At 71.4% G+C, this 23,167-nt stretch carries 21 protein-coding genes; 12 read left to right on the top strand and 9 right to left on the bottom strand.

Translation table 11 applies throughout. The features are described from left to right. Positions 1 to 126 precede the first annotated feature (126 nt). The 6 genes from EJC51_RS10555 to EJC51_RS10530 are packed head-to-tail and all read left to right on the top strand — an operon-like array spanning position 127 to position 7,607. On the top strand, positions 127 to 2,709 hold the full coding sequence (locus EJC51_RS10555) for a YfhO family protein (RefSeq protein ID WP_425276786.1): 2,583 nt from the start codon (positions 127 to 129) through the stop codon (positions 2,707 to 2,709). A gap of 45 nt (positions 2,710 to 2,754) precedes the next feature. Further along, on the top strand, positions 2,755 to 3,783 hold the full coding sequence (gene argC / locus EJC51_RS10550; RefSeq protein ID WP_126270825.1) for an N-acetyl-gamma-glutamyl-phosphate reductase: 1,029 nt from the start codon (positions 2,755 to 2,757) through the stop codon (positions 3,781 to 3,783). After that, complete coding sequence (gene argJ / locus EJC51_RS10545) at positions 3,780 to 4,931, top strand: bifunctional glutamate N-acetyltransferase/amino-acid acetyltransferase ArgJ (protein WP_126270824.1); 1,152 nt, start codon at positions 3,780 to 3,782, stop codon at positions 4,929 to 4,931. Before argC ends, argJ begins: the two co-directional genes overlap by 4 nt. Further along, positions 4,928 to 5,839: an acetylglutamate kinase gene (argB, locus tag EJC51_RS10540; protein ID WP_126270823.1), complete on the top strand. Its 912-nt coding sequence runs from the start codon at positions 4,928 to 4,930 to the stop codon at positions 5,837 to 5,839. Before argJ ends, argB begins: the two co-directional genes overlap by 4 nt. Further along, positions 5,836 to 7,041 carry an acetylornithine transaminase gene (locus tag EJC51_RS10535; protein WP_126270822.1) on the top strand — a complete coding sequence of 402 codons (1,206 nt, stop codon included), beginning with the start codon at positions 5,836 to 5,838 and terminating at the stop codon, positions 7,039 to 7,041. Before argB ends, EJC51_RS10535 begins: the two co-directional genes overlap by 4 nt. Positions 7,042 to 7,061: 20 nt before the next feature. After that, a complete protein-coding gene (locus tag EJC51_RS10530) occupies positions 7,062 to 7,607 on the top strand; it encodes an arginine repressor (protein WP_059196460.1) in 546 nt (181 codons plus the stop codon). A 66-nt stretch (positions 7,608 to 7,673) separates the two neighbouring features. Here the strand turns inward: EJC51_RS10530 and EJC51_RS10525 are convergent, their stop codons facing one another. The 5 genes from EJC51_RS10525 to EJC51_RS10505 all read right to left on the bottom strand — a co-directional run bounded on the left by EJC51_RS10525 (position 7,674) and on the right by EJC51_RS10505 (position 12,575). After that, the gene (locus EJC51_RS10525; protein ID WP_244362579.1) at positions 7,674 to 8,474 is read right to left on the bottom strand and encodes an FAD:protein FMN transferase; all 801 of its coding nucleotides are present in this window, start codon (positions 8,472 to 8,474) and stop codon (positions 7,674 to 7,676) included. Next, positions 8,467 to 9,249 carry an FMN-binding protein gene (locus EJC51_RS10520; protein ID WP_126270821.1) on the bottom strand — a complete coding sequence of 261 codons (783 nt, stop codon included), beginning with the start codon at positions 9,247 to 9,249 and terminating at the stop codon, positions 8,467 to 8,469. Before EJC51_RS10520 ends, EJC51_RS10525 begins: the two co-directional genes overlap by 8 nt. Before the next feature lie 76 nt (positions 9,250 to 9,325). Then, positions 9,326 to 10,708 carry a ferredoxin reductase family protein gene (locus EJC51_RS10515; protein ID WP_165951302.1) on the bottom strand — a complete coding sequence of 461 codons (1,383 nt, stop codon included), beginning with the start codon at positions 10,706 to 10,708 and terminating at the stop codon, positions 9,326 to 9,328. 75 nt (positions 10,709 to 10,783) lie between these two features. Then, positions 10,784 to 11,215: an FMN-binding protein gene (locus EJC51_RS10510; RefSeq protein ID WP_126270820.1), complete on the bottom strand. Its 432-nt coding sequence runs from the start codon at positions 11,213 to 11,215 to the stop codon at positions 10,784 to 10,786. Between the two features lie 10 nt (positions 11,216 to 11,225). After that, a complete protein-coding gene (locus tag EJC51_RS10505; protein WP_126270819.1) occupies positions 11,226 to 12,575 on the bottom strand; it encodes a ferredoxin reductase family protein in 1,350 nt (449 codons plus the stop codon). Between the two features lie 175 nt (positions 12,576 to 12,750). Here EJC51_RS10505 and EJC51_RS10500 point away from each other — a divergent pair, with 175 nt between their 5' ends. Further along, entirely contained in the window at positions 12,751 to 13,491 is a 741-nt protein-coding gene (locus EJC51_RS10500; RefSeq protein WP_059196454.1) for a response regulator transcription factor, read from the top strand. After that, positions 13,488 to 14,948: a sensor histidine kinase gene (locus EJC51_RS10495; protein ID WP_244362577.1), complete on the top strand. Its 1,461-nt coding sequence runs from the start codon at positions 13,488 to 13,490 to the stop codon at positions 14,946 to 14,948. Before EJC51_RS10500 ends, EJC51_RS10495 begins: the two co-directional genes overlap by 4 nt. Here EJC51_RS10495 and EJC51_RS10490 read toward each other — a convergent pair. The 3 genes from EJC51_RS10490 to EJC51_RS10480 all read right to left on the bottom strand — a co-directional run bounded on the left by EJC51_RS10490 (position 14,935) and on the right by EJC51_RS10480 (position 17,254). After that, positions 14,935 to 15,639 (bottom strand): L,D-transpeptidase family protein, encoded by a 705-nt coding sequence (locus EJC51_RS10490; protein WP_126270818.1) that lies wholly within the window; start codon positions 15,637 to 15,639, stop codon positions 14,935 to 14,937. The genes EJC51_RS10495 and EJC51_RS10490 overlap by 14 nt on opposite strands. 2 nt (positions 15,640 to 15,641) lie before the next feature. Beyond that, on the bottom strand, positions 15,642 to 16,229 hold the full coding sequence (locus EJC51_RS10485) for a pyridoxamine 5'-phosphate oxidase family protein (protein WP_126270817.1): 588 nt from the start codon (positions 16,227 to 16,229) through the stop codon (positions 15,642 to 15,644). Between the two features lie 122 nt (positions 16,230 to 16,351). Then, positions 16,352 to 17,254 carry a hypothetical protein gene (locus tag EJC51_RS10480; protein WP_126270816.1) on the bottom strand — a complete coding sequence of 301 codons (903 nt, stop codon included), beginning with the start codon at positions 17,252 to 17,254 and terminating at the stop codon, positions 16,352 to 16,354. A 196-nt stretch (positions 17,255 to 17,450) separates the two neighbouring features. Between EJC51_RS10480 and argH the strand changes: the two genes are divergently transcribed. From argH to EJC51_RS10460, 4 genes are all read left to right on the top strand, one after another. Then, positions 17,451 to 18,878 carry an argininosuccinate lyase gene (argH, locus tag EJC51_RS10475; RefSeq protein WP_126270815.1) on the top strand — a complete coding sequence of 476 codons (1,428 nt, stop codon included), beginning with the start codon at positions 17,451 to 17,453 and terminating at the stop codon, positions 18,876 to 18,878. A gap of 142 nt (positions 18,879 to 19,020) precedes the next feature. After that, positions 19,021 to 19,992, top strand: coding sequence for an aldo/keto reductase (locus EJC51_RS10470; protein ID WP_126270814.1), 972 nt, complete (start codon positions 19,021 to 19,023; stop codon positions 19,990 to 19,992). Positions 19,993 to 20,076: 84 nt separating this feature from the next. Further along, on the top strand, positions 20,077 to 20,643 hold the full coding sequence (locus tag EJC51_RS10465; protein ID WP_207924860.1) for a TetR/AcrR family transcriptional regulator: 567 nt from the start codon (positions 20,077 to 20,079) through the stop codon (positions 20,641 to 20,643). Continuing rightward, complete coding sequence (locus EJC51_RS10460) at positions 20,640 to 22,166, top strand: MFS transporter (RefSeq protein ID WP_126270813.1); 1,527 nt, start codon at positions 20,640 to 20,642, stop codon at positions 22,164 to 22,166. The genes EJC51_RS10465 and EJC51_RS10460 overlap by 4 nt, the downstream gene beginning before the upstream one ends. Before the next feature lie 49 nt (positions 22,167 to 22,215). On the opposite strand, the gene EJC51_RS10455 is transcribed toward EJC51_RS10460, so the two are convergent. After that, positions 22,216 to 22,887, bottom strand: coding sequence for a lysophospholipid acyltransferase family protein (locus tag EJC51_RS10455; RefSeq protein WP_126276895.1), 672 nt, complete (start codon positions 22,885 to 22,887; stop codon positions 22,216 to 22,218). Positions 22,888 to 23,167 lie beyond the last annotated feature (280 nt).

Here is a 23,167-nt window from a genome sequence, read left to right as displayed (position 1 = left end):
CCTCCGAATAAGCTGGAATTCATTCCGCCACTTTCGGTGGACGCACAACCCGCCGGATTCCTCCTCTGTCTAAAAGGGCGCACGGAATTAAAGGCGGGGGATGGACCCCCGGACGGGGGGATCGAATTGCACAGCGGTATTCGGGGACCTCGGCGGGCCGCGGCCGGGCTCGCGGCGCTGGTCACCGTCGTCATGTTCTGCGCCGCCGACGTCGTCGCCCGCAGCTACCCCTTCGGCCCCCGCACCCGCACGGTCAACGACCTCGGCAACCAGTACGTGCCCTTACACGCCCACCTGTGGGACCTGCTGCACGGCCGCGCCGACGGCGGCCTCCTCGTCAACTGGCAGTCCGGGTACGGCAGCAGCTTCCTGCCCGACCTGGGCACCTACCTCACCAGCCCCTTCGCGCTGCTCGTGGCGGTGTTCCCGCGGGACGAGATCGACCTCGCGGTCTATGTGATCACCGTCCTGAAGGTCGCGTGCGCCGCCGCCGTCATGGCCTGGCTGCTGCTCGCGCTGCGCCCCGGGCGCTGGTGGGCGGCGGGGCTGCTGGGAGCGTCGTACGCCCTGTGCGGGTGGACCGTGGCGGCGGCCGTCTACAACCTCATGTGGCTCGACGGCCTCATCGCGCTGCCGCTGCTGTGCCTGGCCGGCGAATGGATTCTGCACCAGCGACGACCGCTCCTCGGTGTGCTGGTCGTGACGGCGGTCTGGATCGCCAACTTCTACACGGCGTACATGGCCACCCTCGCCGCCGGTCTCGTGCTCCTCCTGAGGCTGGCCCTGTGCGGTCTCCCGTCGCGCCGGAAGGCGGCGGTGGCGGGCCGGGCCGGGCTCACCGTGGCGCTCGGGGTCGGCTTGGCCGCGCCCCTCGTGACGGTGATCTACTTCGGCACCCAACACGCCTCTCCCGGCCGGTTCACGGAGTTCAAGCCGGTGGGCGCCGAGGACCTGCTGGCCCGGCTGCTGCCGACGACGTACAGCTTCGGCTCCCCGGCGCTCTTCGTCGGCACCACGGCCCTGCTGCTCGCCCTCGCCCTGCCCTTCCACCGGGCGGCTCCCCGGCCGGTGCGTGCCGGATGGACGCTGCTGGTGGCCGGCGTGACGCTGTCGATGCAGTGGGGCCCGACCCATCTGCTCTGGCACGCCTTCGCCGCCCCGCAGGGCAGCCCGTACCGGCAGGCCTTCGTGGTGTGCGCGCTGCTGGTGATGGCCGCCTGGCACACGCTCTCGTACGGTGTGCCGGCGCCGCGGGCGCTGGGCGCGGCCACGGGTGTCCTCGCCCTGATCGTGGCCGTCGCCGCGGGCAGCGACCTGGTCCGCCAGGTCGCCTGGCCGGTGCTGCTCCTGGCCACGGCGGGCGCGCTGGGCGGGCTGACGCTGCTGGGCATGGCCGGCGGGACGGGTGACTGGAAGCCTCTCGGCGACCGGGCCCGGCGCCTGCTCCCCACAGGTGACCGGCGTCTTCCCGTCGGAGCCCGTCGTACCGCGCCCGTCGCGGTCGCCGTCGTGCTGCTTCTCGGCGCCCAGTTCGGCGAGACCGTCGCCACCTCCGCCGTGGCCTCCCGGCTGCGGCTCGCGCACCTGGACGACTACGCGCCCTGGGGCGACCGGCAGCAGTGGCAGGCGGAGGCGATCGCGCGGGCCGACGGCTGGCCCCGCTACCGCACCGACCCGGGCCGCGAGCAGACCGTCGCCAACGACCCGATGCTCGTCGGCGGCCAGGGCGCCCAGTACTACAGCAGCCACACCTCCGACGTGCTCCTGCGCACGCTCACCGCCCTCGGCGGCGGCTGGACCTCGGGCGGCCGCAGCCTCCAGAGCCTGGACAACGCCGTCACGGACGTGATCTTCTCCGTCGGCGCCCGGGTGCACTCACCCCCGGACCCGCACCAGAGCCGGGACCCCGAGCCCGACGCCCGGCCGACCGTCTCCCGTCAGGACGTGCCGCCCCTGGTGACCGTACGGCCCACGGCCACCGCCGCACCTGCCTTCGGGCCGTCGCCGTACCGCAACCAGGAACTGCTGCTCGGCGCCCGCGTCTACACCGTGCCCCGGCTCGACGTGAGCGCCGAGGCCGTCAGCGCCCGGTGCCCGGCGGGCAGCGAGGTGTACCTCTGGGCCCCGCGCTTCGCGGGCACGGCCCAGCTCGCCGGTGCTCCGGGACCGGCCGCCCGCTTCCGGTCCGACGCGAGCAAGCGCGCCGCCCTGGAGCCGCTCGGCACGGTCCCGCCGTCCGGGCGGCTGACCATCGCGCTGTCCGCCCACCGCCCGGGCAGGATTCCGGTCGGCGCGGTCGGCTGCCTGGACACCGGCAAGCTGCGCACCGTCGTCCAGCGGCTCAAGACCACCGGCGCGACGAAGGTGACGGTCTCGGACGGCACGATCCGGGCGGAGCTCCCGGCAGGCAGCAAGGGAATCGCGATCGTCGCGGCCCCTCGGATCGCCGGCTGGCGCTGCGCCACCGGAAATTCCGCCCCCGCACCGGCGGGGAATTACCACGGGCTGATTTCCGTGCCGCTCGACGGCACTTCGAACGCGCTCACCTGTACTTTCCGGCCACCTGGCTTGCGGCTGGGGATGACGGTCGGGGGAGTGGCGTTCGGGACCGTCCTGCTCCTCGCGGTCGTGGGAGTGGTGCGACGACGGCGCACCCTTGAGCCCGCGGCGCGTCCCGCCTCCCGGGGGGACCTCGCCAAGATTGCATAAACGTGCATCGCTGCGTATAGTCATGCCATCCAAGAGGAGGGTGACATGGCGGTACGTGCGGCAGTGGCCGGGGCGAGCGGTTATGCGGGCGGCGAGGTCCTGCGGCTGCTCCTGGCCCACCCCGAGGTCGAGATCGGTGCCCTGACCGGCAACTCCAACGCCGGCCAGCAGCTGGGCGCCCTGCAGCCGCACCTGCTGCCGCTGGCCGGCCGCGTGCTCCAGGAGACCACCCCCGAGGTGCTCGCCGGCCATGACGTCGTGTTCCTCGCGCTGCCCCACGGCCAGTCCGCCGCGGTCGCCGAGCAGCTCGGCCCCGACGTCCTCGTCGTCGACATGGGCGCCGACTTCCGGCTCAAGGACGCCGCCGACTGGGAGAAGTTCTACGGCTCCGCCCACGCCGGGACCTGGCCGTACGGCCTGCCCGAACTTCCGGGTGCCCGCGCCGCACTGGAGGGGGCCAAGCGCATCGCGGTACCCGGTTGCTACCCGACCGCCGCCACCCTCGCCCTGTTCCCGGCGTACGCCGCCGGGATCGCCGAGGCCGAGGCCGTGATCGTCGCGGCCTCCGGCACCTCCGGCGCGGGCAAGGCGCCCAAGGCGCATCTGCTGGGCAGCGAGGTCATGGGGTCCATGACGCCGTACGGCGTCGGCGGCGGCCACCGGCACACCCCCGAGATGATCCAGAACTTCAGCGGGGTCGCGGGCGAGCGGATCACCGTCTCCTTCACGCCCACCCTCGCCCCGATGCCCCGCGGCATCCTCGCCACGTGCAGCGCCAAGGCCCGCGCCGGCGTCACCGCCGAGTCCGTCCGCGCCGCCTACCAGAAGGCCTACGCCGACGAGCCCTTCGTGCACCTCCTCCCCGAGGGACAGTGGCCCGCCACCGCGTCCGTCTACGGTTCCAACGCCGTTCAGGTGCAGGTCGCGTACGACGAGACCGCGGGCCGCATCATCGCGATCAGCGCCATCGACAACCTCACCAAGGGCACCGCGGGCGGTGCCGTACAGAGCATGAACATCGCCCTCGGTCTCGACGAGACCACGGGGCTTTCCACGATCGGAGTCGCACCGTGAGTGTCACGGCAGCCAAGGGATTCCGGGCTGCGGGCATCGCCGCCGGAATCAAGGAGAACGGCAACCCCGACCTGGCCCTCGTGGTCAACGACGGGCCCCGCCGTGCCGCCGCCGGTGTCTTCACCTCCAACCGCGTGAAGGCCGCCCCGGTCCTGTGGTCCGAGCAGGTGCTGAAGAGCGGCGAGTTGACCGCCGTCGTCCTCAACTCCGGGGGCGCCAACGCCTGTACGGGACCGAAGGGCTTCCAGGACACGCACGCGACCGCCGAGAAGGTCGCCGACGTGCTGGGCATCGGCGCCGGCGAGGTGGCGGTCGCGTCCACCGGCCTCATCGGCGTCCTGCTCCCGATGGACAAGCTGCTCCCGGGAGTCGAGACGGCCGCGGCCCAGCTCTCCGAGCACGGCGGCGAGAAGGCCGCCATCGCCATCAAAACCACCGACACCGTCCACAAGACGTCCGTCGTCACGAAGGACGGCTGGACGGTCGGCGGCATGGCCAAGGGTGCGGGCATGCTCGCCCCCGGCCTCGCCACCATGCTGGTCGTCCTCACCACCGACGCGGACCTGCCGAGTGACGTACTGGACAAGGCACTTCGGGCCGCGACCCGCACCACCTTCGACCGCGTCGACTCCGACGGCTGCATGTCCACCAACGACACGGTCCTGCTGCTCGCGTCCGGTGCGGCCGAAGTCGCCCCTGCCTACGACGAGTTCGCCGAGGCGGTACGACAGGTCTGCGACGACCTCGGCCAGCAGCTCATCCGGGACGCCGAGGGCGCCAGCAAGGACATCAAGGTCGAGGTGGTGGGCGCGGCGACCGAGGAGGACGCCGTCGAGGTGGGCCGCTCCATCGCCCGCAACAACCTCCTCAAGTGCGCCATCCACGGCGAGGACCCCAACTGGGGCCGCGTCCTCTCCGCGATCGGCACCACCAAGGCCGCTTTCGAGCCGGACCAGTTGAACGTCGCCATCAACGGCGTCTGGGTGTGCAAGAACGGCGGCGTCGGCGAGGACCGCGACAAGGTCGACATGCGCTACCGCGAGGTGCACATCGTCGCCGACCTCGCGGCCGGCGCCGAGACCGCCACGATCTGGACCAACGACCTCACCGCCGACTACGTCCACGAGAACAGCGCGTACTCCTCATGAGCAATCCGACCCGCAAACACACCGCGCTGCCCAAGGCCCAGATCCTCATCGAGGCACTGCCCTGGCTGGTCCGGCACAACGGTAAGACGGTCGTCATCAAGTTCGGCGGCAACGCCATGATCGACGAGGACCTGAAGGCCGCGTTCGCCCAGGACGTCGTCTTCCTGCACCACGCCGGGCTCAAGCCGGTCGTCGTGCACGGCGGCGGCCCGCAGATCAGCGCCGCCCTCGACCAGGCGGGCATCGTCAGCGAGTTCAAGGCCGGCCTCCGCGTCACCACCGAGGACGCCATGGACGTCGTACGGATGGTGCTGGCCGGTCAGGTGCAGCGCGAGCTGGTCGGGCTGCTCAACCAGCACGGGCCGCTGGCCGTCGGACTGACCGGCGAGGACGCGCACACCATCACCGCCACCAAGCACCAGCCCGAGATCGACGGCGAGTTGGTCGACATCGGGCGGGTGGGCGAGATCACCGCGATCGACACGGGCGCGATCGAGGCCCTGCTCGCCGACGGCCGGATCCCGGTCGTCTCGTCGATCGCCCGTAGCCAGGACGACCACCATGTCTACAACGTCAATGCTGATACGGCGGCTGCGGCACTCGCGGCTGCGCTGGGAGCGGAAACTCTCATGGTCCTCACGGACGTCGAGGGTCTCTACGAGGACTGGCCCCACTCCGACGAGGTGATCAGCCGCCTCACCGCTTCCCAACTGGAGAAGCTGCTGCCGGAGTTGAGCTCCGGCATGGTCCCGAAGATGGAGGGCTGCCTGCACGCCGTGCGCAACGGCGTCACCACCGCCCGCGTCATCGACGGCCGGGTCCAGCACTCGATCCTGCTGGAGATCTTCACCGACGAAGGGATCGGCACGATGGTCGTGCCGGACGCGCAAGAGGGGGATGGGGAATGACCGACAATCAGGAGCTCACCCAGCGGTGGCAGGGCTCGCTCATGAACAACTACGGCACCCCGCGTCTCCCCCTCGTCCGCGGCGAGGGCCTCAAGGTCTGGGACTCCGAGGGCACGCGGTACTACGACTGGGTCGGCGGCATCGCCACCAACGCGCTCGGCCACGCCCACCCGGCCGTCATCGACGCCGTCAGCAAGCAGATCGCGTCCCTCGGCCACATCTCCAACTTCTTCATGGCCGAGCCGACGATCGCCCTCGCCGAACGGCTGCTCCAGCACTTCGGCCGGGACGGCAGGGTCTTCTTCTGCAACTCCGGCGCCGAGGCCAACGAGGCCGCCTTCAAGATCGGCCGGCTCACCGGGCGCAGCCACATGGTGGCCACGCAGGGCGGCTTCCACGGCCGCACCATGGGCGCCCTCGCCCTCACCGGCCAGCCCGCCAAGCAGACCCCGTTCCTGCCGCTGCCCGGTGACGTCACGCACGTGCCGTACGGCGACGCGCAGGCGCTGGCCGCCGCGGTCACCGAGGACACCGCGCTCGTCGTGATCGAGCCCATCCAGGGCGAGAACGGCGTCGTCGTCCCGCCCGCCGGCTATCTCAAGGCGGCCCGGGCGATCACCGCGGCCAAGGGCGCGCTGCTGGTCCTCGACGAGGTGCAGACCGGCATCGGCCGGACCGGGCACTGGTTCGAGTACCAGGCCCACGAGGGCGTCCTGCCCGACGTCGTCACCCTCGCCAAGCAGCTCGGCGGCGGACTGCCGCTCGGCTCCACCGTCGCCTTCGGCCGCGCCGCGGAGCTGCTCCAGCCGGGCCACCACGGCACGACCTTCGGCGGCAACCCGGTCGCCTGCGCCGCGGGACTCGCCGTCCTCGACACCATCGCCGGTGACGGGCTGCTCGACAACGTGAAGCGGCAGAGCGCCGCGCTCAGCGACGGAATCGAGTCCCTGGGACACCCGCTGGTCGACCACGTCCGGGGCTCCGGGCTGCTCCTGGGTATCGTGCTCACCGAGCCGCTCGCGCCCCAGGTGCAGCAGGCGGCTCAGGACGCCGGCTTCCTGGTGAACGCGCCCGCCCCCGATGTCGTACGGCTCATGCCGCCGCTGAACCTCGGCGACGACGAGGTGGCTGCGCTGCTCCAGGCGCTGCCCGGCGTTCTTGACGCGGCGAAGGCGGCGAACGCGGCCGACGGGGACGGATGATCCGGAGAAATGAGACGTCGATGAGCCAGGCGCAGGAGCACGAGCAGAACGGGGCCGGCGGGCCTGCGGTGCCGCAGACGCGCACGGCGCGGCACCGCCGGATCGTGGACATCCTCAACCGGCAACCGGTGCGGTCGCAGAGCCAGTTGGCCAAGCTCTTGTCCGACGACGGGCTGAGCGTCACCCAGGCGACGCTCTCCCGGGACCTCGACGAGCTGAACGCGGTCAAGATCCGTAACACCGACGGGGACCTGATCTACGCGGTGCCGAGCGAGGGCGGGTTCCGTACGCCCCGGGCGCCGCTGGGGGAGTCCGCGAAGGAGGAGCGGATGCGGCGGCTCTCGCAGGAGCTGCTGATCTCCGCGGAGGCCTCGGCGAATCTGGTGGTGCTGCGGACGCCGCCGGGCGCGGCTCAGTTCCTGGCGTCGGCCATTGACCAGGCTGAGCTGCATGACATTCTCGGGACCATCGCCGGTGACGACACGTTGTTGTTGATCAGCCGGGATCCGGTGGGGGGCCAGGCTTTGGCTGAGCACTTGCTGAGGTTGGCTCAGAACGGGCATTGATCGTTGTCGGGTGCGGGTGCTTCGTGGCTGGTCGCGCAGTTCCCCGCGCCCCTCAGGGGCCTCACCTCAGCCGAGTCGTGAAGCCAAGCCCCCTGTACATCTCACCTCGTCGCCCGCCGTGATCAACAGCGCCTCCACGTCCGGCAGCGACTCCAGCCAGCGCAGGCCCTCGCGCGAACCCATCGCGAATGCCGCCGTCGCCCAGCAGTCCGCCCAGGTGACGCTGGGGGTCACCACCGTCACGGCGACCAGGTCCGTCACCGCGGAGCGGCCGGTGCGCGGGTCGACGATGTGGGCGCCGCGTTCGGCCGTACCGGAGGTCGCCACGGCCAGTTCACTCGCGCCCGCCGCCGAGACCACCGCCGCCAGACCCCCGGGGCGGAGCGGATCCGCCACGCCCACCCGCCACGGGCGCTGCGGTCCCGGCGTGCCGAGCAGCTGTACGTCCCCGCCGCCGTTCAGACTGACCCCGGTCGCGCCCGCGGCCAGCAAGGCTCTGGCCGCCCGTTCCACCGCCCACCCCTTGACGATGCCCGTCGGGTCGAGCCGGCCCTGGTAGCGCAGGCTGAACCAGCCGTCGCTCAACCGCTCGGCCTGCGCGCCCAGTTCGAGGACCTCGGCGACCTCCGGGTCGCACTCCTCGACGGTCAGCTCGCCCTGCGCCAGCCGCGAGATCTGGCTGTCCTCGCGGTACGTGCTGAAGACGGCGTCGACCCGGTGCAGCCCGGCGACCGCCTCCGCGAGTGCCGCCTGGACCGTGTCGGGATCCCCGCCGCGGACGTCGAAGGAGAAGACGGTCCCCATGACCTCCTCCGCATGACGTACCGCGGCGGGAGCTTCTGCCGGTTCGGCCACGGTGTCAGCCACCGGCCTGGTCCAGCGCCGACTGGAGGGACTTCTTGTAGCCCGCGCTGGTGTAGGTGGCCCCGGACACCGAGTCGATGTCCGCGCTGCCGGCCGCGACCGCCGCCGCGTTGAGCTTCGGTACGGCCAGCTCGGTCTTCTGCGTGCTCTGGCCGCCGCTCGGCGCCTGGACCGCCTCGGCCTTGGTGATCTTGCCGTTGCTGACCGTGATCCGGACCTGGACCGGGCCGTACTGGGTCTGCGCGACCGTACCGGTGAGGGTCTTGGAGGCGGCGCCCTGGGCGGGGGCCGACGCGCCCTGTGAGGGCTGGGCGGCGGAGGCGGCGGCGGCGTTCGCCTTGTCGATCGCCGACTGGAGGGACTTCTTGTAGCCCTCGCTCGTGTACGTGGCCCCCGACACGGTGTCGATGTCGGGACTCTGCTTGGCCACCACCGCCGCGTTGAGCTTGGGCACGGCCAGGTTGGTCTTCTCGGTGCTGGTCCCGCCCTGCGGCGCCTGCACCGCCTCCGACTTGGTGATCTTGTTGCCGACGACGGTGATCCGTACCTGGACGGCACCGTACTGGGTCTGTGCGGCGTCCCCGGTGGACGTGCTCGTCCCCGCCGCCTGCGCCCCGCCCTGCGCCGACTCCTGGGCGGCGGCCGGCGGGGCCGCGCCGCCCGCCGCGGACGCGGAGGCCGGGTCGGACGCCGGTTTCAGCGACAGCAGCAGCACGATCCCGGAGACGGTGGCGGCGCCGGCCAGGACGACACGCCGGATCGGATGACTCTTCCTCATGGCTGAATGAACTCCTGAAGTCTGGGGCTGCCGAGCAGAGTTGAGGGGGGCCGTGACGTGCGTGCGGGAGCGTCGCTCACATCTCGAACGACTCGTGGTGGATACGCCGGGCCGGGACGCCCGCGTCGCGCAGGGAGTCGTACACGGACTGCGCGAAGCCGGGCGGCCCGCACAGGAACACGTCGTGGTCGTCGATGTCCGGCAGCTTCTGCCGCAGCCGCTCCGCCGAGATGTCGGGCCGCTCGCCGTCCGGACTGTTGACCGCGTACATCAGCCGGGCGCCCCGCTCGTCGGCGATGGTGGCCAACTCGTCCCACAGCGCCAGGTCCTGGGTGCTGTTGGCCCGGTAGAGCAGGGTGATGTCACCGGACGCCCCGGGCAGCGTCTCGAACAGCGCCCGCATCGGCGTGATGCCGACACCGCCCGCGACCAGCAGCACCTTGCCGCGGCTGCGGCGCTGGGCGGTCAGGGCGCCGTAGGGGCCCTCGGCCCACACGCGGGTGCCGGGCCGCAGTTCGCGCAGCCGGGCGGTGTGGTCGCCGATAGCCTTGACCGTGATCCGCAGCATGTCCGGGCGGGGCGCCGCCGACAGCGAGTACGGGTGGGAGCTGAACCGCATGCCGGGCGCCATGAACCGCCAGCGGAAGAACTGCCCGGCCTCCGCGCCCATCCGGTGCAGCTTCTTGCCGCCGATCAGCACCGACACGATGCCCGGCGTCTCCTCGATGACCGCCTCGACGTACATCCGGTGCCTGAGGTTGAGGCGGAGCGGGGTGAGGATCCGGTACCAGACCACCAGCGCGGTGACGACACCGTAGAGCCCGTACCAGAAGGTCTTCGCGGTGGGCTGGACGGCGAACTCGTTGCCGGTGGTGATCTGGTGCCAGAACGTCAGGAACACCACGGCGTAGGTGAGCAGATGCACGTGGTACCAGGTGTCGTACGGCAGCCTGCGCCGGACCCCGCCGACCGACAGCAGCGCGATGACCACCAGCAGGCCGGTGCCGATCGCCGCCTTGCCCATGTCCGGCAGGGTCGTGACCATGTCCATGAACTGCTGCACGATGTCGCCGAGCGTCTTGCCGGCCTGGAGCGCGTACGCCCAGGTGATCAGGAAGACGTGCGCGATGACCAGGCTCACCGTGTAGCGGCCGCTCATCGCGTGCCAGCGGGCGACCCGGTCCGAGCCCACCCGCCGCTCCAGCGCCGGCACCCTGGCCATTTGCAGGACGACCAGCGCCATCAGGTAGCCCGCGAGGAGACCGGTGATCCGGCCCGCGGCGAGGATCTTCGCGGTGTTGTCCGCGAGGGAGGGGGTGTTGTCCCACCACAGCCACAGCACCGCCGCCGCGCCCGCCCATAGGGCGATCACCAGCGGGACGGCCGGGGAGCGGCGCGGGCGGATGCGGCGCATCGTCTGGCGGCGGGCGGCGCGGCCGCCTGCGAGCGTGGTGGTCACGATTCCTCCGGGAGCGGGGCAAGGGGGGTGGCGTGGTCCCTTGGCCCTGAGATACGTGCCGTGACGCCTGGGTGTTCAGCCGGTCGCCGAGTCGAGGGCGGACTGGAGCGACTGGCGGTAACCGTCGCTCGTGTAGGTGGCCCCCGAGACCGTGTCGATGTCCGCGCTCTGCGCCGTGAGCGCCTCGGTCCGCAGCCGGGGGAGGGCGTAGCTGTTGATCTCCTGGTCCCGCGGATTGTCCGACGGGTAGGCGACCGCCGTGACGTCGGTGAGCTTGCCGTCCTTGACCGTGATCCGGACCTGGACGGGCCCCCAGCGGGTCTGCACCGAGTCGCCGGTGAACGTGCCCGCCCCGGCCGCCGAAGGGGCCGTGGAGGGGGACGTGACGGCTATGGCGGCCGGGCTGTCGTGCGGCTTCAGCGACAGCAGCAGGACCATGCCGGAGACGGTGGCGGCGCTCGCCAGCACGATCCGGCGCAGCGGATGGCTCTTCCTCAGTGCGTGCACGTGCGTGGCCTCACAACTCGAACGACTCGTGGTGGATACGGCGGTCGGGCACCCCGGCGGAGCGCAGCGCCCCGTACACCTCGCGGGCGAAGCCCTCCGGCCCGCACAGGTACACGTCGTGCCCGGCCAGTCCCTCGGGTACGGCCGTGCGCAGCAACTCGGCGGTCAGGCGGGGGCGTTCGCCGTCCGGCCCGTTGAGCAGGTAGTGCACCCGCGCCCCGCGCCACCGCGCCAGGGCCTCCAACTCGCCGCCCAGCGCCAGGTCTTCGACCGTCCGCGCCCGGTACAGCAGGGTCACCTCGCCCGGCAGCGTCTCGAACAGCGCCCGCAGCGGGGTGACGCCGACACCGCCCGCGATGAGCAACGCCCGGTGCGAGGTGCGCCGTTCGGCGGTCAGGGCGCCGTACGGCCCCTCCGCCCACACCCGGGTGCCGGGCCGCAGCAGCGCCACGGCCGTGCTGTGGTCGCCGAGTGCCTTGACCGTGATGCGCATCCGGTCGCCACGGGGTGCCGCCGACAGCGAGTACGGCGTCGACGTCCCCCACATGCCCCGGGTGAGGAACCGCCAGCGGAAGAACTGCCCGGCCTGCGCCCCCAGTTGCTCCAGCCCCTGCCCGCGCACGACGACGGACCACACGTCCGGCGCCTCCCGGTGCACGGACTCCACCCGCAGCCGGTGCCGCAGGTTCAGCCGCACCGGCACGAGCACCCGGAACCACAGCACCAGGGCCGCCACGCCCAGGTACAGCCCGTACCAGGCGGCCTGTGCGGGACCGGCCGTGAGGTCAGAACCCAGCTGGACCTGGTGGAAGAAGGTCAGGAACACGGCCGCGTAGGTCAGCAGATGGACGTAGTACCAGAACTCGTGCCCGACCCTGCGCCGCACGGCCCGCATCGAGGTGACACCGACGGCCACGAGGATCAGCGTGCCGGCGGTCGCCTTCAGCATCTCCGGGTAGTCGAGGACCACCGTCACCGACTCGTGCCAGAGCGACTGGCCGTCCTGGGCGGCGTAACCGGCGAGGATCAGCACCACGTGCGCCACCAGCAGACCGATCGTGTAGCGGCCCGCCATCGCGTGCCAGCGTGCCACCCGGTCCGAGCCGATCCGGCGCTCCAGCAGCGGCACGCGCGCCATCAGCCCGACCAGCACGGCACAGGCGTATCCGCACAGCAGCCCGGCGATCCGCCCGGCGTTCGTCAGCCAGCCGGCCGCCCCGACCACGGAACCGGTGTGCGCCCACCACAGCGCGACCGCACCCGCCGCCCCGCCCCACAGCAGGGCGAGCAGCGGGCCCGCGGGGGAGCGCCGGGCGGGCAGCGGCACGGGCGGCGCCGTCCGCTCGTACACGGTGGTCATGAGTACGTCCCGTACAGGGTGGTCATGCGTACGTCCTTTCGTCCTGCCAGGACGCAACTGTGCGGGCCGAACTTCTCAGAACCCTCTGAAACGGCTTCCTCAGAGCGCACTCAGAGGAAACTCAGAGCAACCAGGGGCGTGGTTCCGACGCGCCAGGGGCGATCCTGGAAGGGCCATGAACACCACCCGCTCCGGCCGCCCCGCCCTCGCCCGCCCCGACGGCACCCCGCTGCGCGTCCTCGTCGTGGACGACGACGAGGACCTCGCCGAGGTCCTGTCGGGCGCCCTGCGTTACGAGGGCTGGCAGGTGCGCACCGCCGGCGACGGGGCCTCGGCGGTCGCCGCGGCCCGCGAGCTGCTGCCCGACGCCGTCGTCCTCGACGTGATGCTGCCTGACACCGACGGCTTCGCCGTGCTGCGCGGCCTGCACGCCGTGAAGCCCGACGTGTGTGTGCTCTTCCTCACCGCCCGGGACGCCGTCGAGGACCGGATCGCCGGGATCACGGCGGGCGGCGACGACTACGTCACCAAGCCGTTCAGCCTGGAGGAGGTCGTCGCCCGGCTGCGCGGACTGCTGCGCCGCGCCGGCATGGCCCGGCAGCTGGAGGAGGGCCCGCGGCTGACCATCGGCGACCTGGTCATGGACGAGGACGCCCGCGAGGTGACCCGCGCGGGCGAGCTGATCGAACTCTCCCCGACCGAGTTCGAACTGCTCCGCTTCCTCATGCGCAACCCGCGGCGCGTCCTCAGCAAGGCCCAGATCCTCGACCGGGTGTGGTCCTACGACTTCGGCGGCCGCGCTCATGTCGTCGAGCTGTACATCTCCTACCTGCGCAAGAAGGTGGACGCGGGACGGGAGCCGATGATCCACACCGTGCGCGGCGCCGGATACGTGCTCAAGCCGGTGACCCCGTGACCCTCGCTCTCGCACGCCGTCTGCCCCGCCCGCACACCCTGCGCGCCCGGCTCACCTGCGGCCTGGTGGTGCTGCTGGCGGTGAGCTGCGCGGCGGTCGGCCTGGCGGCCGTCGTCGGGCTCCAGGGCTTTCTCGTCGGCCGCCTCGACGAGCAGCTGACCGAGGCCGGCAACCGCTTCGCGGTCAGCCTGGAGCACAACGGAACCGTTCCCGACGATCACGACGGCGACGAGCACGGCGACACCCGCCGCCAGGCCACCGGCACCTTCGGCGCCCGGCTGGTCGACGGCACGGCCACCCACGCGGCGGTCGTCCGCCCGAGCGGCACCGAGAACGTCTCGCTGACCGGCGGCGACGAGCGGCGCCTCGCCGCGGTCCCGGCCGACGGCAAGGCCCACACCGTCGACCTCGCCGCGCTCGACGACTACCGCGTGCTGGTGACCAGCGGCAAGGACGGCGACGTCCTGATCACCGGCCTGCCCCTGGAGCCCGTCGAGGCCACGGTCCACCGGCTCGAACTGCTCGCCGGGATCGTCTTCGGCCTCGCCCTCACCGTCACCGGCGTGGCCGGGGCGCTCTGGGTGCGCTGGTCGCTCCGCCCGCTGAGCCGGGTCGCGGCGACCGCCACCCGGGTCAGCGAACTCCCGCTGGCCAGCGGCGAGGTGGCGCTGCCGCCCCGGGCCCCGGAGTCCGACCCCCGCAGCGAGGTCGGCCAGGTCGCCGGCGCCTTCAACCGCATGCTGGGCCATGTCGAGGACGCGCTCACCAAACGGCACGCGAGTGAGGAGCGCCTGCGCAGCTTCGCCGCCGACGCCAGCCATGAGCTGCGCACCCCGGTGGCGTCGGTGCGCGGCCACGCGGAACTGGCACTGCTGCACCCCGGTCCGGTCCCGCCGGAGGTCACCCGGGCCCTGGAGCGCATCGCCGCCGAGTCGGCCCGGATGGGCGAGATGGTCGACGAGATGCTGCTGCTGGCCCGGCTGGACGCGGGCCGCCCCCTGGAGCGTCACCCGGTCGACCTCACCATGCTGGTCCTGGACGCGGTGACGGATGCCCGGGCCGCGGGCCCCGATCACCGCTGGACGCTGGAGCTCCCCGAGGAACCGGTCACGGTCACGGGCGACGCCCACCGACTCCAACAGCTGTTGGCCAACCTGTTGGCCAACGCGCGTGGGCACACACCCGTGGGCACCAAGGTGACGGTCTCCCTGGAGACCGAGGCCACGGCGGCCGTCCTCACCGTCCACGACGACGGCCCCGGCGTCCCCGAGGACATCCAGCCCGGCGTCTTCGAACGCTTCACCCGAGCCGACCGCCGCCGCACCGACGCCCCGGGCGGCGGCGCGGGCCTGGGCCTGTCGATCGTGGCCGCGGTGGCCGAGGCCCACGGCGGAGAGGTGAGCCTGCGCAGCGCGCCGGGCTCGACCAGCTTCACCGTCCGGCTCAGTACCGAGTGATCGCCGTCCGCCCGCCCGTCGTACCGATCGCGATGTGCGGCTGCTGCCCGGGATCGGCCCACTTCAGGATCCGGCGCATCGCGTCCGCCGACACGGACACACACCCCGCCGTCGCCCCGCTCCCGTTGACGTGCAGGAAGATCCCGGCACCCCGCCCCCGCACCGGCTTCGCGTAGTTGAACCCGACCACCATGGCGTACGCGTACTGCTTCTCGTAGGCGATCAGATGCTCGGACTCGGCGGCCCGGCAGTCCTTCGCGCGGGGCTCGCTCCAACGGTTGTAGACCCGCGAGTCGTTGTCCTGACACCACCACGAACGCTCGCGCACAGGACGGTACGTGTACGTCGTCCCGCCCGGCGCGGCCTTGATGCCGAAGGCGTACGGCAGCTCGTACAGCCCCGCCGGCGTCGTGTGCGTGCCCTGCTTGCGCGAGGCGCCCTCCACGAGGCCGTTCGCCCCGAACCGCGCCGCCGCCGAACCGGCCTTCACCCACCGCCCGTTGCCGAGCTCCCACCAGGTGACCGTGCCGGAGGTGGCGGAGGCCTTCGCGGCCACCGCGGTGATCAGCTGGGTCCCGCCGCCGGTGTCGGCCATCCGCGCGGGAAGCGGCGGCTGCCCGCCGCCGGGCGCGGCGCCGAGCACGAGGAGGGACGCGGACACGAGAGCCGTGGCGACGGCGGGGGAGCCCATGCTCAGACGGTAGAGGGCGGCAACGGCAACGGCAGCCCGGGTAGGCCGTCCAGGCTCGTCGCGATGTGCTCCTTCTTGGCGAAGTAGGCGCTCAGCGATTCGTCGTCCTCACGGGCGAAGCGCCGGGCGTGCAGGTCGCGGTCCTCGTCGTACGTCATGAAGGGCACCGCGTAGCCGCAGGAGTCCCGGATCTGCCGGGCCGTCACCACGATGATCGCCCGCAGGCCGTGCAGACTCGGGTCGATGTCCGGGAAGTGCGGTAGCAACTCCTTGAAACGGGGGTCGTCGCGCAGCACCGCCTCGCCCTCGCCATGCACCCGGACGATGTTGGGCGGGCCCTGGAAGGCGCACCACATGAGCGTGATCCGGCCGTTCTCCCGCAGATGCGCGACCGTCTCGGCGGTGGACCCGGCGAAGTCCAGGTAGGCGACGGTCCGTTCGTCGATGACCGCGAAGGAGCCCTTGAGGCCCTTGGGGGAGAGGTTGACCGTGCCGTCGCCGGCCAGCGGGGCGGTCGCGGTGAAGAAGAGGGGCTGCTCCTCGATGAAGGTACGCAGCCTGCCGTCTATGCGCTCGTAAGTCTTTCCCATGTCTAACGATTATGGGTGCAGGTATTTCGCCTGTCTAATGAATTGCGGGCTCCGTTTGCCGGGAGCCCGCCGTGGCCGCCCCGGCCGGCGCGGAACTCGGGGCGGCCACAGCGCCTGTCACGTCACTTGGTGAGCGTGCAGGCGGCCAGGGAGTTCAGGCCCTGGGGCTTGGCGGCGGTCCGGCCGATGGAGATGGCGATGCGGTCGATGGTGGACGTCCGCTTGTCCTTCAGCGGGCCGAGGATGGCGTTCTGGACGAAGTTGGGTCCGCCCTGGCCGACCGTGTTGACGAGGCGGGTGTTGGCCTCGTTGATCTGGGTCTGGAGGAGGGCGAGGTTGCGGTCCACCTCGGCCTTCGCGGAGGCCGGAACGGCGGGGAGCTGGGAGGCGACGTCCGGGCAGCTGATGGTGCCGACGGCGGCGTTGCCCGCGCCCGCGTTGCCCGTGTTCTTGCCCGCGTTGCCTGTGTCCTTCCCTGCGTTGCCCGCGTTCCCTGTGTTGCCCGCGTTCCCCGCGTTCCCCGCGTTCCCCGTGTTTCCTGCGTTGCCCGTGTTTCCGGCGGCGCCCGTGGCACCGCCGGCGTTCAGGGCGCAGGGTGCGAGGGCGTCCAGGCCCTGGGGCTTGGCGGCGGTCCGTCCGATGGCGGTGGCGATCCGGTTGACGGTCGCGACCCGCTTGTCCTTCAGGGGGCCCAGGATGGCGTTCTGGACGAAGTTGGGTCCGCCCTGGCCGACGGTGTCGACGAGGCGCTTGTTGGCCTCGTCGATCTGGGTCTGGAGGAGGGTGAGGTTGCGGGTCACCTCGGCCTGCGCGGAGGCGGGGATCGCGGGGAGCTTGGAGGCGACGTCCGGGCAGCTGATGGTGCCGGGGCTCGCCAGGGTGCGGGCGTTGGTGCCGCCGCTGCTCTTGGAGCTCTCCCCGGCGAGGGCGGAACCGGCGATCACCGCACCGGTCAGCGCCAGTGCGGTGGCGCTGCCGACGAGGGCGACGCGGCGCTTGTTGTACTTAGGAAGAGCCCTGGACATGCGGATGCCTCACAAGGGTCGGGAGTGTCTTCGAGTTCTTGGTGTGCACAAACGCGGCGCCTGCGTTCGGGGGGAGGTACGAGCAAGCGGTTTCCCATGTTCAAAGGGAGACCAAAAAGAGGGTCAGATTGACGAATCATGCAGAGGTCTGCATACTCATGCATAACCTTGAATGCGGCGATGAGGAGCAACGCAAGTGAGCAGCAACAGCGGTGACGTCCGGCTCTGGGGCGGCCGTTTCGCCGACGGTCCCGCCGAGGCCCTGGCCAAGCTGTCCGCGTCCGTGCACTTCGACTGGCGGCTGGCGCCGTACGACATCGCCGGTTCGCGTGCCCACGCGCGCGTGCTCCACAAGGCCGGGCTCCTCACCGAGGACGAGCTTCAGCGCATGATCGCCGGGCTGGACCAGCTGGAGGCCGACGTGGCCTCCGGTGACTTCGTCGGCGCCATCGCCGACGAGGACGTCCACACCGCCCTGGAGCGGGGTCTGCTGGAGCGCCTCGGTCCGGACCTCGGCGGCAAGCTCCGTGCCGGCCGCTCCCGCAACGACCAGGTGGCGACCCTCTTCCGGATGTACCTGCGGGACCACGCCCGGATCATCGGCGGTCTGATCGCCGACCTCCAGGACTCCCTGATCGGCCTGGCGGAGGCGCACCCGGACGTGGCGATGCCCGGCCGCACCCACCTCCAGCACGCCCAGCCGGTCCTCTTCGCCCACCACGTCCTGGCCCACGTCCAGTCCCTGTCCCGGGACGCGGAGCGGCTGCGCCAGTGGGACGAGCGCACGGCCGTGTCGCCGTACGGCGCGGGCGCCCTGGCCGGTTCCTCCCTCGGCCTGGACCCGGAGGCGGTGGCCAAGGACCTCGGCTTCGAGCACGGCAGCGTCGGCAACTCCATCGACGGCACGGCGTCCCGTGACTTCGTCGCGGAGTTCGCCTTCATCACCGCGATGATCGGCGTGAACCTCAGCCGTATCGCCGAGGAGATCATCATCTGGAACACGAAGGAGTTCTCCTTCGTGACCCTGCACGACGCGTTCTCGACGGGCTCGTCGATCATGCCGCAGAAGAAGAACCCCGACATCGCGGAGCTGGCGCGCGGCAAGTCCGGCCGTCTGATCGGCAACCTGACGGGCCTGCTCGCGACCCTCAAGGCGCTGCCCCTGGCCTACAACCGCGACCTCCAGGAGGACAAGGAGCCGGTCTTCGACTCCTGCGACCAGCTGGAAGTCCTGCTGCCCGCCTTCACCGGCATGATGGCCACCCTCACGGTCAACCGTGAGCGCATGGAGGAACTGGCCCCGGCCGGCTTCTCCCTCGCCACCGACATCGCCGAGTGGCTGGTCAAGCAGGGCGTCCCGTTCCGTGTCGCCCACGAGGTCGCCGGCGAGTGCGTCAAGGCGGCGGAGGCCGAGGGCAAGGAACTCGACGAACTGACGGACGACCAGTTCGCCAAGATCTCCGCCCACCTGACCCCGGAGGTCCGCACGGTCCTCAACGTCCAGGGCGCCCTGGCCTCCCGCAACGGCAGGGGCGGCACGGCCCCGAGCGCGGTGGCGATCCAGCTGGCTGAGGTGAAGCAGGACGTGGCCGCCCAGCACGAATGGGCGACAGCCAAGAAGTAGGCCTGGTTTCAACGCCCCATAGGGCCGTAGGCCCTATGGGGGCGCGGGGAACTGCGCGCCGAGCCACGACGCACCCGCACCCGCCGAATCACCCCACAACCCGAGCTCTCTGGCGAACGGCATCCCGCGTTACGTTGTGGGTATGCCCTTCGCCCGACTCGCCACAGCCACCACCCCCACCTGCCACATCGGCCTCGGCCTCGCCGCAGTCGGCCGCCCCGGCTACATCAACCTGGGCCGAGACGAAGACCTGGGAGACAACCGGAGCGTCGAGGCGCTACGAACCCGCACCCACGAACTCCTCGACGCCGCCTACTTCCAAGGCGTCCGCTACTTCGACGCGGCCCGCTCCTACGGCCGCTCGGAGGAGTTCCTCGCCGACTGGCTGAACGCCCGCCCCGACATCGACGACGTGGTCATCGGCAGCAAGTGGGGCTACACGTACACCGCCGCCTGGACGACCGACGCCGAGAAGCACGAGGTCAAGGACCACGGCGTCGGCACCTACGACCGCCAGCGCCGCGAGACCGCCGAACTCCTCGGCGACCGCCTCGACCTCTACCAGATCCACTCGGTGACTCCCGACAGCCCGGCCCTCACCGACAAGGAACTGCACGCCAGGCTCGCCGAGGCCGCCGCCGACGGCATCAGCATCGGCTTCTCCACCAGCGGCCCCGCCCAGGCGGACGCCATCCGGGCCGCCCTGGAGGTCACGGTCGACGGCGAACCGCTCTTCCGTACCGTCCAGTCGACGTACAACGTCCTGGAGACCTCCGCCGCCCCCGCCCTCGCCGAGGCCCACGACGCCGGGCTGACGGTGATCGTCAAGGAGGGCATGGCCAACGGCAGGCTCGCGGACCCGTACGCGCCGGACGCCCTGAAGGCCGTGGCGGCGGAGACCTCCCTCGGCTGTGACGCGGTCGCCCTCGCCCTCGTCCTGCGTCAGCCCTGGGCCGGGGTCGTCCTCTCCGGAGCCGCGACCACCAGCCAGCTGGCCTCCAACCTGCACGCGGCCGTCGTGGACCTGGACGAGGGCCAGTTGGCACGCCTCGCCGAACTGGCGGAGGAGCCGCGGGCGTACTGGGAGAAGCGCGGCAGCCTCCCCTGGCACTGAGAAAACCGCTGGTCAGCGCGGTAGCCGTGAGACGTCCGTGCCCGTGATGAGACATCAATGTCTCATATGGTCTATGGTTGTCTCATGGCTGTCGATCGTGACCACGTGCTGCGCAGCGCCGCGGCCCTGCTGACCCGTAAATCCACCGCGACCATGGACGAGGTCGCCAAGGCCGCGGGGATCAGCCGGGCCACGCTGCACCGCCACTTCGCGGGGCGCGACGCACTCGTACGGGCTCTTGAGGCGCTCGGCATCGAGGAGTGCGAGGCCGCGCTGGACGCCGCCCGCCTCGCCGAGGGCCCCGCGAGCGACGCCGTACGCCGTCTGGTGCGCGAGCTGGAACCGGCGGCCGCCCTGCTCGGCTTCCTCTACACCGAGAACCAGCTGTTCGAGGGCGAGGGGCAGAACGCGGGCTGGACCCGCATCGACGACCGCGTCTCCGCGCTGTTCCGGCGCGGACAGGACAGCGGCGAGTTCCGCATCGACCTCAGCCCGGTCTGGCTCACCGAGGCGGTGTACGGCCTGCTGGCCTCCGGCGCCTGGGCGGTGTCGGAAGGACGCGTGGCCCGCAAGGACTTCACCTACATGATCGCCGAGCTGCTCCTCGGCGGCGCACTGAGGCATCACACAGAACCGAGAGAGGAATCATGACCAGCACCCTGCAGCCGACGACCACGACCGAGGCGGTGACCAAGCGCCCGGGCCGTTGGCTCGCGCTCTCCGTCCTCGTGCTCGCCGTGCTGCTGGTGGCCGTCGACGCGACCGTCCTCGGTCTCGCGACCCCGTACATCAGCGAGGACCTGAACCCCACCGGCTCCCAGCTCCTCTGGATCGGCGACGTCTACTCCTTCGTCATCGCGGGCCTGCTCGTCTCCATGGGCAGCCTCGGCGACCGCATCGGCCGCAAGCGCATCCTCCTGATCGGCGCGACGGCGTTCGGTGCGATATCCGTCCTCAACGCCTACGCCACGACACCGGAGTTGATGATCCTCGCCCGCGCCCTCCTGGGCGTCGCGGGCGCGACCCTCATGCCGGCGACCCTCGCCCTGATCCGCAACCTCTTCCACGACCCGCGCGAACGCAGCCTCGCCGTCGGCATCTGGGGCGCCACGGCCTCCGCGGGCACCGCGATCGGCCCGATCGCCGGCGGTTTCCTGCTCGAACACTTCTGGTGGGGCTCGGTCTTCCTGATCAACCTGCCCGTGATGGCGGTCCTCGTCCTCGTCGGCATCAAGCTGCTGCCCGAGTCGAAGAACCCGAACCCGGGCCCCTGGGACCTGATCAGCGTGACCCTGTCCCTGGTCGGCATGATCGCGGTGGTGTACGCGGTCAAGGAGACGGCCACGTACGGCTTCGGCTGGGAGATCCTCGGCGTCGGCGCACTCGGCGCGGCGGCCCTGTACTGGTTCGTCCACCGCCAACTGACCCTGCCGACGCCCCTGTTGGACATGCGCCTGTTCCGCAACCGCGGCTTCAGCGCGGCGGTCCTGGCCGACCTGCTGACCATCCTCGGCCTGTCCGGCCTGGTCTTCTTCCTCTCCCAGTACCTGCAACTCGTCCAGGGCCGACGCCCGTTGGAGGCGGGCCTCGCCGAACTCCCCGCCGCGGTCGGCGCGGTGGCGGCCGGTCTGGTGGCGGGCTGGGCGGCCCGCCGCTGGTCCGTCCGCGCGGTGGTCTCCGGCGGCCTGGCGGCGGTCGGCGTGGCACTGGCCTCGCTGACGGTCATCGACCAGAGCACCGGCTACCCGCTGCTCGGCACCGCCCTGCTGGTCGTCGGCATCGGCGCCGGCTTCTCGTTCACGGTGACCGCGGACGTGATCCTCTCCAGCGTGCCGAAGGAACAGGCGGGCTCGGCGTCCGCGGTCTCGGAGACGGCTTACGAGCTGGGCGCGGCCCTCGGTATCGCGGTGCTGGGCTCGATCGTGACGGGCGTGTACCGGGGCTTCACGGCCCCGACCGGTACCCCGGAGGGAGCCCACGAGTCACTGGGCGGCGCGGTGGAGGCGGCGGCGGGAATGCCGTCAGGCCAGGCCGCGGCCCTGCTGACGTCGGCGCGGGAATCCTTCGTGGACGGCCTCGCGATCGCAGCGGGCGCGGGCGCAGTCGTCCTGTTGGGGACGGCGGTGGCAGCGTGGTTCTTGTTGCGAAACGCGCGTTTGGGCAACGCCCTCTAGGGGCGCGGGGAACTGCGCGATCAGCCCCCGGCAACCCGCAGCCGACAAACTACGCGGCCTTCGCCTTCGTCGCATACATGTCCACGTACTCCTGCCCCGACAACCGCATGACCTCAGCCATCACGGAATCCGTCACGGCCCGCAGCACATACCGATCCCGGTCCATCCCCTCGTACCGAGAGAACTCCATGGCCTCACCGAACCGAACCGTCACCTTCGCCGGCCGCGGCATCCCCGACCCACCCGGCTGAATCCGGTCCGTACCGATCATGGCGAAGGGCACCACGGGCGCCCCCGTCATCAGCGTCAGCCGCGCGATGCCGGTGCGCCCCCGGTACAGTCGCCCGTCGGGGGAGCGGGTGCCCTCGGGGTAGATCCCGAAGAGCTTGCCCTCTTCCAGCACCCGGCGCCCGGTCATCAGCGCGGCGACCCCGCCGCGGCCGCCGTCCCGGTCGACCGGGATCATGCCGACGCCGGTGAAGAACCAGGCCATGAGCCGGCCCTTGAGGCCCTTGCCGGTGACGTACTCGTCCTTGCCGATGAAGAAGACCTGCCGGTCGCAGACGAGCGGGAGGATCATCGAGTCGATGAAGGTGAGGTGGTTGCCGGCCAGGATGACCGGGCCGTCCCCCGGGATGTGCTCGGCGCCCTCCACCTGTGGGCGGAACATCAGGCGCATGATCGGTCCGAGCACTGCCTTGATGAGCGCGAAGCGGGACAACGGGCCCTCCGGTGTCAAGGGAATCGGTCTAAGTCTGTGCAGGTGAGGACGATACTCGCGGCCCGGGGGGTCTTGCACATCGGGTTCACCGAGGTCTTACGCAGTGTTGACGCGGGTTTACCTGCGATGGCGTGCGAAAGACGGCCCGTAACCCGACGGCCATGATGTGACCGACATCGCGCCCCTGGCCTGACGGGCTGTCAACTTGCGCCTCACGCACGACATGCCGAGTCACCCGCGTGTTCCGCCGCAGGTCTCCCCGCGGTCATGTACACGCACC

The organism is Streptomyces aquilus, from assembly GCF_003955715.1.
In the GTDB taxonomy this organism is placed as follows: Bacteria; Actinomycetota; Actinomycetes; order Streptomycetales; family Streptomycetaceae; genus Streptomyces; species Streptomyces aquilus.
This window is presented reverse-complemented; position numbering and strand designations above follow the sequence as displayed.

Excerpts from the sequence above, each read along its gene's own strand:
- argC (WP_126270825.1), top strand. The coding sequence starts at position 2,755 with ATGGCGGTACGTGCGGCAGTGGCCGGGGCGAGCGGTTATGCGGGCGGC.
- argB (WP_126270823.1), top strand. The coding sequence starts at position 4,928 with ATGAGCAATCCGACCCGCAAACACACCGCGCTGCCCAAGGCCCAGATC.
- EJC51_RS10535 (WP_126270822.1), top strand. The coding sequence starts at position 5,836 with ATGACCGACAATCAGGAGCTCACCCAGCGGTGGCAGGGCTCGCTCATG.
- EJC51_RS10530 (WP_059196460.1), top strand. The coding sequence starts at position 7,062 with ATGAGCCAGGCGCAGGAGCACGAGCAGAACGGGGCCGGCGGGCCTGCG.
- EJC51_RS10520 (WP_126270821.1), bottom strand. The coding sequence starts at position 9,249 with ATGAGGAAGAGTCATCCGATCCGGCGTGTCGTCCTGGCCGGCGCCGCC.
- EJC51_RS10505 (WP_126270819.1), bottom strand. The coding sequence starts at position 12,575 with ATGACCACCGTGTACGAGCGGACGGCGCCGCCCGTGCCGCTGCCCGCC.
- EJC51_RS10500 (WP_059196454.1), top strand. The coding sequence starts at position 12,751 with ATGAACACCACCCGCTCCGGCCGCCCCGCCCTCGCCCGCCCCGACGGC.
- EJC51_RS10490 (WP_126270818.1), bottom strand. The coding sequence starts at position 15,639 with ATGGGCTCCCCCGCCGTCGCCACGGCTCTCGTGTCCGCGTCCCTCCTC.
- EJC51_RS10485 (WP_126270817.1), bottom strand. The coding sequence starts at position 16,229 with ATGGGAAAGACTTACGAGCGCATAGACGGCAGGCTGCGTACCTTCATC.
- EJC51_RS10480 (WP_126270816.1), bottom strand. The coding sequence starts at position 17,254 with ATGTCCAGGGCTCTTCCTAAGTACAACAAGCGCCGCGTCGCCCTCGTC.
- EJC51_RS10470 (WP_126270814.1), top strand. The coding sequence starts at position 19,021 with ATGCCCTTCGCCCGACTCGCCACAGCCACCACCCCCACCTGCCACATC.
- EJC51_RS10465 (WP_207924860.1), top strand. The coding sequence starts at position 20,077 with ATGGCTGTCGATCGTGACCACGTGCTGCGCAGCGCCGCGGCCCTGCTG.
- EJC51_RS10460 (WP_126270813.1), top strand. The coding sequence starts at position 20,640 with ATGACCAGCACCCTGCAGCCGACGACCACGACCGAGGCGGTGACCAAG.